We start from the raw sequence: 13,031 nt of genomic DNA, 5'->3' as shown, positions 1-13,031 counted from the left end.
CTCCTTTTCACACAAATTATGGGTGGGAGGAGTGTAGAATGGAAATAAGAGTCAAGTGGTATTATCGCTTAGCATTTACACTATTGCTGTTTATTGTAGTTTTTATCTTTTTTAAATTATCTCCAATTTGGACTCCAATCTTGCAGCTGTTGATGAAGGTGATATTTCCTTTCGTCCTTGGTGCATTTATTACCTATTTGCTTCATCCGATTGTTGAAAAAATCCACGAAATGGGACTGCATCGCGGCCTTGCTGTGGCATTTATATATATCCTCTTTTTTGGAGGAGTCGGCTATGGACTTTATAAGTGCATTCCGATTTTCATTGAGCAGATGAGAGAGCTGACAGAAAATGCGCCAGAGCTTGCAAACCAGTACAGAAGCTGGATTGACTATATACAAGAGCGAACAAGGGCATGGCCTGATAATTTGCAGACGAAGGTTGATAAAGGGATTGAATCTTTTGAAGTTAAGCTGGATGGATTGCTGACAAAGCTTATTAAAGGTATCATGGGTTTTGTTAATTCATTCGTAATTATGATGTTAATACCGTTTATTTCTTTTTACATGTTAAAGGATATTGAAGCAGTAAAAAGAGCGGCCTTGCTTTTAACTCCTAACAAATGGCGTGAAAGCAGTGTTTTATTTTTGAAGGATGTAAATCAGTCTTTGGGCAGCTATATAAGAGGACAGCTGCTAGTTTGTTTTATCATTGGCAGTCTATCATCGATTTCCTTTTATTTTTTTGATTTAAAGTACCCGCTAGTATTAGGAATAATCATCGGAATTACCAATGTTATTCCTTACTTCGGACCCATTATAGGGGCAATTCCAGCCGTTATAATTGCAAGTACAATGTCTGTTAAAATGCTGATCATTGTTGTTATCATCATTGTAGTGCTGCAGTTTTTGGAAGGTAACATCCTTTCGCCCTTTATTGTTGGGAAAAGCTTGCATATGCATCCTCTATTTATTATGTTTGCCCTGCTCCTTGGTGGAGAGGTAGGCGGTATTGTCGGAATGGTAGTAGCAGTTCCTGTCCTTTCTATTTTGAAAGTAGCAATCATGCATTTGCACGTTCATTTTGGAAAAACCACTAATCCTTAGCATTCTTAAGTGATTCACATGTTGACAATTGCAGAGAAAAATCAGTATAATTCGAGAGAAGAACATAGTGACAAAATGATGATAGAATCAAGTAGATTATAGTCCACTTTAGGCGTATGCTAAATAGAGAGGTGTTCCCGTGGCTGAAAGGAACATAAGTGAAGGATAGTCGAAAGCTAATTCTTGAATGCAGTTAATACCTGCCGTCCATCCGCGTTAAGGAGATTTGAGAAATGGCAGTGTTTTGCCATAAATCAGGGTGGTACCACGAGCATACTTTCGTCCCTGTCCAGGGATGGGGGTTTTTTTTATGCTTTAAAATTATTACTCCTAATCAATATTTAAGGAGTCATACATAGAAGGAGGCAAACTTTTTATGAAAGTATTAACAGGGGCAGAAATTAGAAGAAAGTTCCTTGATTTTTTCCAAGAAAAAGGGCATAGTGTGGAACCTAGTGCATCATTAGTTCCTCATGAAGATCCTTCTTTGCTTTGGATCAACAGCGGTGTTGCAACATTGAAAAAATATTTCGATGGCCGTGTAATCCCGGAAAATCCGCGAATTACAAATGCACAAAAATCAATTCGCACAAATGATATTGAGAATGTCGGAAAAACCGCAAGGCACCAAACATTCTTTGAAATGCTTGGAAACTTCTCAATTGGAGATTATTTCAAAGAGGAAGCAATTGATTGGGCTTGGGAGTTTTTAACAGACGACAAGTGGATTGGTTTTGACAAAGAGAAACTATCTGTCACAGTGCATCCTGAGGATGAAGAAGCATATGCGTTATGGCGCGACAAAATAGGGATTCCTGAAAGCCGCATTATTCGTTTAGAAGGAAACTTTTGGGATATCGGGGAAGGTCCAAGTGGGCCGAATACAGAGATTTTCTATGATCGTGGTCCAGAATACGGAAATGATTTAAATGACCCAGAACTATATCCAGGCGGCGAAAATGACCGTTATTTAGAAGTATGGAATCTTGTTTTCTCTGAATTTAACCATAATCCAGATGGAACATACACACCACTTCCAAAGAAAAATATTGATACAGGGATGGGACTTGAGCGCATGGCTTCTGTTGTGCAAAATGTTCCAACCAATTTTGATACAGATCTTTTTACACCAATTATTGCGGCAACAGCACAAATTGCTGATGTGAAATATGGTGCAGATAAGGAAACAGATGAAGCATTTAAGGTAATTGCTGACCATATTCGTACAGTTGCATTCGCAGTAGGTGACGGAGCATTGCCTTCTAATGAGGGCAGAGGATATGTTTTAAGAAGATTGCTGCGCAGAGCTGTCCGCTATGCGAAAAAGATCAATATCCACCGCCCGTTCATGTTTGAGCTAGTACCTGTTGTTGGTGAAATCATGTTTGATTACTATCCGACAGTGAAAGAGAAAGCCGACTTTATTCAAAAAGTAATGAAGAGCGAAGAAGAGCGCTTCCATGAGACGTTGAATGAAGGTCTCTCCATTCTTGGGGAAGTAATGGAAAAGGCGAAGAAGTCTAACAGCTTGGTTATTTCAGGTGAAGATGTATTCCGTCTTTATGACACATATGGTTTCCCTGTAGAATTGACAGAGGAATATGCAGAAGAGCAAGGCATGAAAATTGACCATGAAGGCTTTGAGAAAGAAATGGAAAGCCAGCGTGACCGAGCTCGTAAGGCACGTCAAGAAGTGGGAAGCATGCAAGTTCAATCGAGTGTTCTTGGGGAAATCAAAGTGGAAAGTGAATTCGTTGGCTATCAATCTCTAACTGCTTCTGCTGTTGTATCTGCTTTGCTAGTAGATGGAGAGGTAGTAGAGAAAGCAGAAGAAGGCCAAGAAATCCAGTTCATTTTGGATAAGACACCATTCTATGCGGAAAGCGGCGGACAAATTGCAGACGCTGGAACCATTTCATCAGAAGCTGTTACTATTTTGGTCCAAGATGTTCAAAAAGCACCAAACGGACAAAACCTGCACCGAGGCATCGTGCAATCAGGTGTTATAACAGTTAATGACGAAGTGGAAGCTGCTGTTGACAGAAGCAACCGTTCAAAAATCGTTAAAAACCATACGGCAACACATTTGCTTCATCAAGCATTAAAGGATGTGCTTGGAACGCATGTTAACCAAGCAGGTTCTCTAGTACAAACAGACCGTTTGCGTTTTGACTTCTCTCATTTCGGGCAAATTACAGCAGAAGAGCTTGAAAAAATTGAAAAAATCGTTAATGAAAAAATTTGGGAAAGTATTGCTGTTCAAATTGATTATAAAGATATCGAGGAAGCAAAAGCGATGGGAGCAATGGCTTTATTCGGCGAAAAATACGGAAAAGTTGTTCGTGTTGTTCAAGTTGGCGATTACAGCCTTGAGCTATGCGGTGGGTGTCATGTTGATAACACATCCACAATCGGTTTGTTCAAAATAATTTCAGAAGCTGGTATTGGTGCAGGTACAAGAAGGATCGAAGCTGTAACAGGACAAGCTGCTTACCAGCAGTTGACAGATCAGCTTAACATCTTGAAGGATGCAGCAAGCAAGCTGAAAACAAACCCAAAAGATGTCGGCACTAGAATTGAGACAATTCAAGCAGAGCTGAAACAGCTTCAGCGTGAAAACGAGTCGCTTGCAGCAAAACTAAGCAACATTGAAGCAGGCAACCTAGTTGACCAAGTAAAAGACGTTAATGGAGTTAATGTTCTTACAGCAAGCATTAAAGGTGTGGACATGAACAATTTGCGCACAATGGCTGATGACTTGAAGCAAAAGCTTGATTCTGGAATCATTGTTCTTGGCAGCGTAAATGAAGATAAAGTAAACTTAATTGCTGCTGTTACGAAAGACTTGATGGACAAAGGTTACCATGCTGGTAAGATCATCAAAGAAGTGGCAACACGCTGCGGCGGTGGCGGCGGAGGACGTCCGGACATGGCTCAAGCTGGCGGAAAAGACCCTCAAAAATTGCAAGAAGCGCTAAACTATGTTGAGGAATATATCAAATCCATTTGATAATGTGGGCAAGTAGTGTAAAATGTAGGTATCAATTAACAGAATCTGTCTGAAAATAGGGGTGTTGTAAATGAGCTCATTCGACAAAACAATGAGATTCAATTTTCCTGAAGAACCATATGAACATGACGTAAAAGAAGTGTTGAATCAAGTATATGATGCTCTTCAAGAAAAAGGCTATAACCCAATTAATCAAATTGTCGGTTATCTACTTTCAGGAGACCCTGCATACATCCCGCGCCATATGGATGCACGAAATATTATGCGCAAACTAGAGCGTGACGAGATTATTGAAGAGCTTGTTAAGTTCTACTTAAAACAGCAGCGAGAGGATTAAAGAAATGCGAACAATGGGCTTGGATGTAGGCTCAAAAACGGTAGGGGTTTCAATTAGTGATGCTTTTGGGTGGACAGCCCAAGGCATTGAAACTGTAAAAATCGACGAAGAGAAACAAGAATTCGGATTAGACCGTTTAGGAGTATTGATTGTTGAGCATGATGTAAGTAAAATAGTGGTTGGCCTTCCAAAAAACATGAATGGCAGCATCGGCTTTCGCGGTGAAGCAAGCCAACATTTCGGCAAGCTTCTTGAAGAAAGATTCGGTCTACCAGTTGTATTTTGGGATGAGCGCCTGACGACGATGGCTGCTGAAAGAGTCCTTCTTGAAGCAGATGTCAGCAGAAAAAAAAGGAAAAAAGTAATTGATAAGATGGCAGCATCTATGATATTACAAGGCTATTTAGATAGCCAGAAATGATGAGGTGAAAGTAATGGAACACGGAGAAACTAATACAATTACAGTAGTGGACGAGCAAGGAAACGAACAATTATGCGAAATTTTGTTCACATTTGAATCAGATGAATTTGGAAAATCATATGTTCTTTATTACCCAATCGGGGAAGATGACGGTGAAGACGACGAAATCGACATTCATGCATCTTCATTTATCCCGAACGAAGAAACTGGCGATGGTGAGCTATCTCCTATCGAAACAGATGAAGAGTGGGATTTAGTAGAGGAAATGCTTAACACATTCCTTGCTAACGAAGAAGAAGAATAAGAAACAGATGGGGGACAGCAATGGTGCTGTCCCTTTTTTTATGCTTGAAAACGGTCGTGGACAATGGCATAAATATGGAGGGTTTTGTTTGTGGATATTATTTCCAAACACTATTCTCCGATAGTAAAATAGACTTCATTCGCTATTTTTTTCACTTTCTTTGTTAGAATATAGTATAATTAGTCGAGATATGGTTTTATTATAGGTAATACATACCCGGTTTTAGGAGGGAAAGATAATTGTCAATAAAAGAGGGGAATAATGAAGGAAAAAATAAAAAAGAAATGTTTTTTGAGAAGATAGCGGAAAGACGAAATGAAGCAAAAACAATCAGGAGATTCGTTGGCTTAACCATTCTCGTACTTGCTGTCGTAATTGCAGCTGTGTCACTAACCAGTTATTTTTATATTAAATCAAGCTTAGAACCAGTGGACCCTGGCAGCAAAAAAGAAATCATTGTTGATATTCCAATCGGTTCAAGTGTCTCCTATATAGCTCAGACGTTAGAGGACAGCGGACTTGTTAAAAACGCGCGAGTATTTAAATACTATGTAAAGTTTAAAAACGAATCAGAGTTCATGGCAGGGGAGTATCATATGAATCCCTCGATGACTTTCCAGGAAATCATCGAAAGCTTAAAGACTGGTAGAATCATGCAGGAGCCGGTATTTACTATGACGATACCGGAGGGTAAACAGCTTGACGAGATAGCAGCTGTGATAGCTGATAAGACAAAGCAGCCTGAGAAGGAAGTTTTCAAAAGTTTAAATGATGAAAAGTTCATTCAGTCATTAATGGAAAAGTATCCGTCCATTTTGACAACAGAGGTTTGGGCTAAAGATATTAAGTATCCATTAGAAGGATATCTTTTCCCTGCTACGTATGCTTTCTACAAAAAGGACCCTAGCCTCGATGAGATTGTTTCTACCATGCTTGATAAGACGCAAAGCGTTGTGGAGAAGTACAGGCAGGATATTGAAAGAGAAGATATGACTGTTCATCAATTCTTGACTATGTCATCCTTGATTGAAGAGGAAGCAACAGAAAAGGCAGACAGAGATAAAATTGCGAGTGTGTTTTATAACCGCATAGATGAAGGAATGCCGCTGCAAACAGATCCGACGGTCCTGTATGCACAAGGCAAACATAAAGCAAGAGTCACATACAAGGATTTAGAAGTAGATTCTCCGTATAATACGTATAAAAATAAAGGGTTGACGCCAGGGCCTATCTCCAATTCAGGTACGATGTCCATGGAAGCAGCGCTTCATCCAGCTGATACCGACTTTTTATACTTCCTGGCATCCAGTGATGGAACTGTATATTTTTCGAGCACACTTGATGAGCATAACTCATTAAAGGCAAAATATATTACAAATAATTAAAACGATGTGGGGAGAGCATGATTAATTAGCTTTCCCCAGCGTTTTATGTTAAAATAGTACAAGTGTTTTTAAACAGGAACAAGTTATACGTAATTAACAAATTTGGCATACACCGCAAAGTTAGGTTCTTAATAAAAGAAGCTAACATTTTTCAGGTGGAGGGAAACAATTCCTGAAAATTTAGCCATTTAAAAAGAGACATTCAGTAACGTCTGGCAAATGTAAATAGAGGTGAATTCTGTTGCAGAATGAAGAACAAGTGCTGAAATATATCGAGAATTTAATTCCAGATAGAAGTGAAGCCTTTTTAGGTATTGAAAAGTATGCTGAGGAAAATGAAGTCCCAATTATGGAGCTTGTAGGCATTGAAACATTGCTTCAGCTGTTAAGAATGCAGCAGCCCAAAAAAATTCTCGAAATTGGGACAGCGATAGGATATTCTGCACTGCGGATGGCAGACGCTTTGCCAGAATGCAAGATTGTATCCATTGAGCGTGATGAGGACCGATATAATGTGGCCTTATCCAATGTGGAGACATTGAACAAAAGCTCACAAGTTCACTTCATTAAGGGTGATGCGTTAGAAGTGGAGAATCTTGTGCAGGAGCACGGTCCTTTTGATGCCTTATTCATAGATGCTGCAAAAAGCCAATATCGGAAGTTTTTTGATATATACTCCAAGATGCTTTCCCCTGAAGGCGTGATTTTTACGGATAATATCTTATTCCACGGGCTTGTTGTGGAGGAAAATATAGACAGCCGGAATGTAAGGCAGCTTGTCCGAAAAATTAAGGATTTTAATCAATGGCTAATGCAGCATCCAGATTACCATACAGCAATACTGCCTGTTGGTGATGGATTAGCAATTAGCAAAAAGAGGAGATAAAAAATGAAAAAACCTGAATTGCTCGTTACACCAATTACGGTTGAAGACATTATTCCACTGATCGAAAGCGGAGCAGATGCCTTTGTGATCGGTGAACAGAAATTTGGATTGCGTTTAGCAGGAGAATTTAAGCGCGATGATGTAAAAAAAGCGATTGAACTTGCCCATGGACGAAACAAGAAGGTATATGTAGCTGTCAACGGTCTTTTTCACAATGAAAAAATAGATGACCTTTATGATTATATTGCTTTCTTAAGAGATGTGAATGCGGACAGCATTATTTTTGGTGATCCGGCAGTTCTTATGGTGGCGCGTGAAGTTGCCCCAGACATGAAACTGCATTGGAACACAGAAACCACTGGAACTAACTGGTATACTTGCAATTACTGGGGGAAAAAAGGTGCTAAACGAGCGGTGCTCGCACGGGAACTGAGCATGGATGCAATCATTGAGATGAAAGAGAATGCAGAAGTCGAATTGGAAATCCAAGTTCACGGCATGACGACAATGTTCCAATCAAAGCGCACCCTTTTAGGGCATTACTTCCAACATCAGGGCAAAGAGCAAGATATGGCCGATAAACAGAAAGACAGGGATTACTTCCTCCATGATAAAGAGAGAGAGAACAAGTATCCGATCTTTGAAGACGAAAACGGCACACATATTATGAGTCCTAATGATATTTGCATTGTTGATGAATTGCAGGAATTGATAGAAGCAGGCATCGATTCTTTTAAGATAGACGGTATTTTAAAGGATTCTGCTTATATTCAAAAAGTGACGAGCATTTATCATCGAGCAATAACGATGTTTGTAAATAATCCTGATCAGTACGATGAGGAAAAGGATAATCTACTAGCAGAAATTGAACAGATACAGCCGGCAAATAGACCGTTGGACACAGGGTTTTTCTTTAAAGAAACAGTGTATTAATAATTAGGAGGAGTACAGACGATGACAGCAGTGAAAACACCTATCTCTGAAATTCGAGACGGTAAAAGAATCATTGTCAAAAAGCCGGAGCTTTTGGCGCCTGCAGGCAATCTTGAAAAATTGAAGATTGCCGTTGCTTATGGAGCTGATGCGGTTTTTATCGGAGGCCAAGAATATGGACTCCGTTCTAACGCTGGAAATTTCACTTTCGAGGAAATGAAAGAGGGAGTGGAATTTGCAAAAAACTATGATGCGAAAATATATGTAACAACAAATATTTTTGCGCATAATGAAAATATCGACGGACTGGAAGAATATCTGCTTGGATTAAAAGAAGCAGGCATTCACGGCATTATTGTTGCTGATCCGCTCATTATTGAAACATGCCGCAGAGTAGCACCTGAAATAGAAGTACACTTAAGCACACAGCAGTCTCTTTCCAACTGGAAAGCTGTTCAGTACTGGAAGGAAGAGGGCTTAGAAAGAGTTGTGCTTGCCCGTGAAACCAGTGCAGAAGAAATCCAGGAAATGAAAGAAAAAGTCGATATTGAAATCGAGACATTCATTCATGGAGCAATGTGTATTGCGTATTCTGGAAGATGCACACTAAGCAATCATATGACAGCAAGGGATTCTAACAGAGGCGGATGCTGTCAATCATGCCGTTGGGATTATGATCTGTACAGACTGGAAAACACAGAAGAAAAGCCGCTTTTCTCTGAAGAGGATGCACCTTTTGCGATGAGTCCTAAAGACCTTAAGCTCATTGAATCGATTCCCCGCATGATTGAACTGGGCATTGACAGTCTGAAAATTGAAGGTCGTATGAAATCTATTCACTACGTGGCAACAGTTGTCAGCGTGTACCGTAAAGTAATTGATGCTTACTGTGCTGATCCTGATAATTTTGTTATTGACGAAGAATGGCTGAAAGAGCTGGATAAATGTGCAAACAGAGAAACAGCACCAGCATTCTTTGAAGGGCAGCCAGGGTATAAAGAGCAAATGTTTGGTAATCATAGCAAAAAGACAACTTTTGATTTTGTTGGACTTGTTCTTGATTATGACAAAGAGGAAAAGATTGTAACGCTGCAGCAGCGCAACTTCTTTAAACCAGGACAGGAAGTAGAATTCTTCGGTCCAGAAATATCTAATTTTACGACAGTTATTGATACGATATGGGATGAAAAAGGCAATGAGCTTGATGCAGCCCGCCATCCGCTGCAAATTGTTAAATTTAAAGTGGATCACCCTGTATTTCCAAATAACATGATGAGAAAGGAGCTCTAAAGCATGCAGCGCAAACCAGTTGTAATTGGTGTCGCAGGTGGCTCCGGATCAGGAAAAACAAGCGTGACCAAAGCTATTTTTGAGCATTTTCAAGGACATTCCATCCTGATGATTGAACAGGATTATTATTATAAAGATCAATCACATCTTCCATTTGAAGAAAGACTAAAAACAAATTATGATCATCCGTTGGCATTTGATACAGAATTATTAATTGAACATATCCAAACATTGCTTAAGTATGAAAAAATCGATAAACCTGTATATAATTACGCCATGCATACGAGATCAGATGAGACAATACTTGTCGAACCTCGTGATGTTATTATTGTGGAAGGCATTCTTATTTTAGAGGATGAAAGACTTCGCAATCTAATGGACATGAAGCTGTACGTGGATACAGATGCAGATTTGCGCATTATTAGAAGGCTTGTTAGGGATATTCAAGACAGAGGTAGAACAATGGACTCTGTTATTGATCAGTATGTGAGTGTTGTAAGACCGATGCATAATCAATTTATTGAGCCGACAAAACGCTATGCTGATATCATCATTCCAGAAGGCGGTCAAAATCACGTTGCTATCGACTTAATGGTAACGAAGATACAGACGATTCTTGAGCAAAAATCGTTATTATAAGCTCTGTAATTTATTTTTTCCCGAGAGAAATGATAAGGTTTTTTAAAATCTTTGATTTTACCTTTTAACCCCTTTTATATAAAGGATTAGAGGCATTATTATTTCCCTAAAATAATGCATTTTAGGGAATAATTATTCTTTTTTTGAAAGAAAATGCTTTCTTTTTTTCGGAATACGTATTAAACTCATCCTATTAGTAATTTAGCTTGAGTTTACATCATCAACTTTAATACATACCATAAACCAACAATCAAAATATATAGATTGTGCTGGATACTTTAAGGAGTGAACATTTTGGCTATCGAAAAAGAATTTCCAATGACATTGGCTGGTAAAGAGAAACTGGAACAAGAACTAGAACAATTAAAAACGGTTAAACGTAAAGAAGTCGTTGAACGTATTAAAATAGCGCGCAGCTTCGGAGACTTATCAGAGAATTCGGAATATGATTCTGCAAAAGAAGAGCAAGCGTTTGTAGAAGGACGCATCACTACAATTGAAAACATGATCCGCAATGCGAAGATCATCTCAGAAGATGAATTAGATCGTGACACTGTTTCACTAGGTAGTTCTGTTACTTTCATTGAGCTTCCTGATGGTGACGAAGAAACATACACAATTGTGGGCAGTGCAGAAGCTGATCCGTTCGAAGGTAAAATCTCCAATGATTCACCGATTGCAAAAAGCCTAATCGGCAAAAAAGTCGGCGATAAAGTAGTTGTTCAAACACCTGGTGGAGAAATGAATGTAGAAATCGTTACAATTAAATAACAATTTCACGGTAATTGTTTGAAAAAAGGACACCTCGTCAACACTCTTGATGAGGTGTTTTTTTATGTGGAGAAAGAGAGCAATATTTATCGGTGTATTTTTTATTTGTATGCTTGTTGTGCTGCTTGCAAGACTTGTGCAGATACAGCTTGTGGAAACAGAACATTTTACTAAACATAATATTAACTTAGTGGAAGCTAGTGTGAAGCAACGATCACAGGAGATGGTACTGGATAACGGCCGCGGGGGATTTTTGGACAGAAATGGGGAGTCGCTGACACAGCAAACGAAAACAGTTCTTATTCTATTTCCGTTTTTAAAAAATATGGAATGGGACAGTAGAAAAATTGCGGATATTATTGGGACAACTGAATATACTTTAACGAAAACGATAGCGGAGGCAAAAGAGCCTGTAGTCCTTGGTGGCAGCAAGCCGGTAGAGCTTTCCGCAAAACAAATGACCGATATTAATAATTTGAAAATTCCCGGTGTATTTGCCGTTAATAAAAAATTCAGGGTCCAAAATGAGTTAGCTGAACAACTGTTAGGGATTACCGGTCAAAATGAAGCAGAGCTTGAAATAAGATACCCTGACAAAAAACTGTCTTATGACACATTAATCGGGTTAACGGGACTAGAAAAAAGCTTTGATGAGTTTCTTCTCCCAGATGGAGAATCTAAGCTTGTCTATCATGTCGATGCCACAGGAGGTCCGTTGTTTGGAACGAACGTTAAATATGTGGAGCCTGGCAATCCATTTTATCCTGTAAATATTAAAACGACCATTGATAAAGAATTACAAGAAGTGGCAGAAGAGCTGGTGGACAAGCATAATATCAAAAAAGGCGGACTTGTGCTTTTAGATATAGAGACAAATTCAGTTGCCGCTATGGTATCTCGTCCTATTATTGATAAAAATCCTTATGAAACAGATGGTATTAATAATTTTATGCTTAAACAGCAGATAGTCGGTTCTGTTTTCAAAACCGTAGTGGCAGCAGCTGCGATAGATAATAAATTGAATAATGATGATGCCATTTATAACTGCAGCCAAAAAATAAATGGAGATCCAGACCCTGTTTATCAGCATGGTATGCTTAATTTCACAAACAGCTTTGCTGTCAGCTGCAATAATACTTTCGCAACAATTGCCAAAGAGTTAAAGGATATTGACAAAAATATCTTAGAAGATTACGCAAAGAAGCTGTCTTTAACAACAACGACAGGCTGGGAAGGGACTATTTTTCATTCAAGCGACTTTAAGCAAATACAAGATGAAGAAAAAGGCAGAGTGTTCCTTTCAGAGGATGCAAAAAAGGATAAGAATTATGTAGCATTGACAGGCATTGGTCAGAATGAAGTCAGGGTTACACCAATAGCTGTTGCCAACATGATGGCTACAATCGCCAGAGGCGGGGAAAAGCAGGCAGTCAGAGTGGCCTCTGAGATAGAATATAAAAATGGCAGTACATTGTTGAAATTCGATCAGAAAAAGCTAGATGGTGAAACGATTTCGCCATATACAGCACAAGAACTTCAGAAGCTCTTAAGAGAAGTTGTTGAGAACAAAGAAGGTACAGGAAGATGGTTTCAAGACTTGCCGTATGAAGTTGCCGGTAAATCCGGTACGGCAGAGACTGGCATCTATAAGGGAGAGGAACAGCTTCATAATAAGTGGTTTGCAGGCTATTTTCCATATGATAAACCCAAATATGCCTTAGTTGCAGTCAACCTTGAGGTATTCGCAGATGAAGGAGGAGTCAATCCGCTATTTGCTGATATGGTAAAGGCGGTTTATGACCATGAAGAGAGTCATGCTCAATAGAAAATACCCATTTTCCTTTTCACTATTCAAAAGTCATGATAGAATATGTACAGCCTTTGTTGGCTTAAATACAGATATTAATTAAAAGTAAATACAAATGTATGAACAATAGGGAGGAGAAACA

The 13,031-nt window shown here is 39.1% G+C and carries 12 protein-coding genes; all 12 read left to right on the top strand.

Annotated features, from left to right (window positions below):
• Nucleotides 1-38 precede the first annotated feature (38 nt).
• The 12 genes from ACLIJJ_RS04170 to ACLIJJ_RS04115 all read left to right on the top strand — a co-directional run bounded on the left by ACLIJJ_RS04170 (nucleotide 39) and on the right by ACLIJJ_RS04115 (nucleotide 12,907).
• Nucleotides 39-1,106, top strand: coding sequence for an AI-2E family transporter (locus tag ACLIJJ_RS04170; protein ID WP_233313057.1), 1,068 nt, complete (start codon nucleotides 39-41; stop codon nucleotides 1,104-1,106).
• Nucleotides 1,107-1,482: 376 nt separating this feature from the next.
• The gene (gene alaS, locus ACLIJJ_RS04165; protein WP_233313058.1) at nucleotides 1,483-4,116 is read left to right on the top strand and encodes an alanine--tRNA ligase; all 2,634 of its coding nucleotides are present in this window, start codon (nucleotides 1,483-1,485) and stop codon (nucleotides 4,114-4,116) included.
• Between the two features lie 70 nt (nucleotides 4,117-4,186).
• A complete protein-coding gene (locus ACLIJJ_RS04160) occupies nucleotides 4,187-4,453 on the top strand; it encodes an IreB family regulatory phosphoprotein (protein WP_127737353.1) in 267 nt (88 codons plus the stop codon).
• A gap of 4 nt (nucleotides 4,454-4,457) precedes the next feature.
• Nucleotides 4,458-4,874, top strand: coding sequence for a Holliday junction resolvase RuvX (gene ruvX / locus ACLIJJ_RS04155; protein WP_233313059.1), 417 nt, complete (start codon nucleotides 4,458-4,460; stop codon nucleotides 4,872-4,874).
• Between the two features lie 13 nt (nucleotides 4,875-4,887).
• Nucleotides 4,888-5,178, top strand: coding sequence for a DUF1292 domain-containing protein (locus ACLIJJ_RS04150; protein WP_233313060.1), 291 nt, complete (start codon nucleotides 4,888-4,890; stop codon nucleotides 5,176-5,178).
• A gap of 284 nt (nucleotides 5,179-5,462) precedes the next feature.
• On the top strand, nucleotides 5,463-6,563 hold the full coding sequence (gene mltG, locus ACLIJJ_RS04145; RefSeq protein WP_233314699.1) for an endolytic transglycosylase MltG: 1,101 nt from the start codon (nucleotides 5,463-5,465) through the stop codon (nucleotides 6,561-6,563).
• A 241-nt stretch (nucleotides 6,564-6,804) separates the two neighbouring features.
• Nucleotides 6,805-7,449: an O-methyltransferase gene (locus tag ACLIJJ_RS04140; protein WP_233313061.1), complete on the top strand. Its 645-nt coding sequence runs from the start codon at nucleotides 6,805-6,807 to the stop codon at nucleotides 7,447-7,449.
• A 3-nt stretch (nucleotides 7,450-7,452) separates the two neighbouring features.
• On the top strand, nucleotides 7,453-8,382 hold the full coding sequence (locus tag ACLIJJ_RS04135; RefSeq protein WP_233313062.1) for a peptidase U32 family protein: 930 nt from the start codon (nucleotides 7,453-7,455) through the stop codon (nucleotides 8,380-8,382).
• A 21-nt stretch (nucleotides 8,383-8,403) separates the two neighbouring features.
• On the top strand, nucleotides 8,404-9,672 hold the full coding sequence (locus ACLIJJ_RS04130) for a peptidase U32 family protein (protein WP_233313063.1): 1,269 nt from the start codon (nucleotides 8,404-8,406) through the stop codon (nucleotides 9,670-9,672).
• Nucleotides 9,673-9,675: 3 nt separating this feature from the next.
• Entirely contained in the window at nucleotides 9,676-10,311 is a 636-nt protein-coding gene (udk, locus tag ACLIJJ_RS04125) for a uridine kinase (protein ID WP_233313064.1), read from the top strand.
• A gap of 294 nt (nucleotides 10,312-10,605) precedes the next feature.
• On the top strand, nucleotides 10,606-11,082 hold the full coding sequence (gene greA / locus ACLIJJ_RS04120) for a transcription elongation factor GreA (RefSeq protein ID WP_233313065.1): 477 nt from the start codon (nucleotides 10,606-10,608) through the stop codon (nucleotides 11,080-11,082).
• A gap of 64 nt (nucleotides 11,083-11,146) precedes the next feature.
• Complete coding sequence (locus ACLIJJ_RS04115; RefSeq protein WP_233313066.1) at nucleotides 11,147-12,907, top strand: peptidoglycan D,D-transpeptidase FtsI family protein; 1,761 nt, start codon at nucleotides 11,147-11,149, stop codon at nucleotides 12,905-12,907.
• The last annotated feature ends 124 nt before the right edge of the window (nucleotides 12,908-13,031 follow it).

It is taken from the genome of Niallia laureatilytica (genome assembly GCF_046613985.1).
Classification (GTDB): domain Bacteria; phylum Bacillota; class Bacilli; order Bacillales; family Cytobacillaceae; genus Niallia.
The sequence above is the reverse complement of the archived record's forward strand: the minus strand, read 5'-3'. Positions and strand labels throughout refer to the sequence as shown.

Excerpts from the sequence above, each read along its gene's own strand:
- ruvX (WP_233313059.1), top strand. The coding sequence starts at position 4,458 with ATGCGAACAATGGGCTTGGATGTAGGCTCAAAAACGGTAGGGGTTTCA.
- ACLIJJ_RS04150 (WP_233313060.1), top strand. The coding sequence starts at position 4,888 with ATGGAACACGGAGAAACTAATACAATTACAGTAGTGGACGAGCAAGGA.
- ACLIJJ_RS04130 (WP_233313063.1), top strand. The coding sequence starts at position 8,404 with ATGACAGCAGTGAAAACACCTATCTCTGAAATTCGAGACGGTAAAAGA.
- mltG (WP_233314699.1), top strand. The coding sequence starts at position 5,463 with ATGTTTTTTGAGAAGATAGCGGAAAGACGAAATGAAGCAAAAACAATC.
- ACLIJJ_RS04135 (WP_233313062.1), top strand. The coding sequence starts at position 7,453 with ATGAAAAAACCTGAATTGCTCGTTACACCAATTACGGTTGAAGACATT.
- ACLIJJ_RS04115 (WP_233313066.1), top strand. The coding sequence starts at position 11,147 with ATGTGGAGAAAGAGAGCAATATTTATCGGTGTATTTTTTATTTGTATG.
- ACLIJJ_RS04160 (WP_127737353.1), top strand. The coding sequence starts at position 4,187 with ATGAGCTCATTCGACAAAACAATGAGATTCAATTTTCCTGAAGAACCA.
- alaS (WP_233313058.1), top strand. The coding sequence starts at position 1,483 with ATGAAAGTATTAACAGGGGCAGAAATTAGAAGAAAGTTCCTTGATTTT.
- ACLIJJ_RS04170 (WP_233313057.1), top strand. The coding sequence starts at position 39 with ATGGAAATAAGAGTCAAGTGGTATTATCGCTTAGCATTTACACTATTG.
- udk (WP_233313064.1), top strand. The coding sequence starts at position 9,676 with ATGCAGCGCAAACCAGTTGTAATTGGTGTCGCAGGTGGCTCCGGATCA.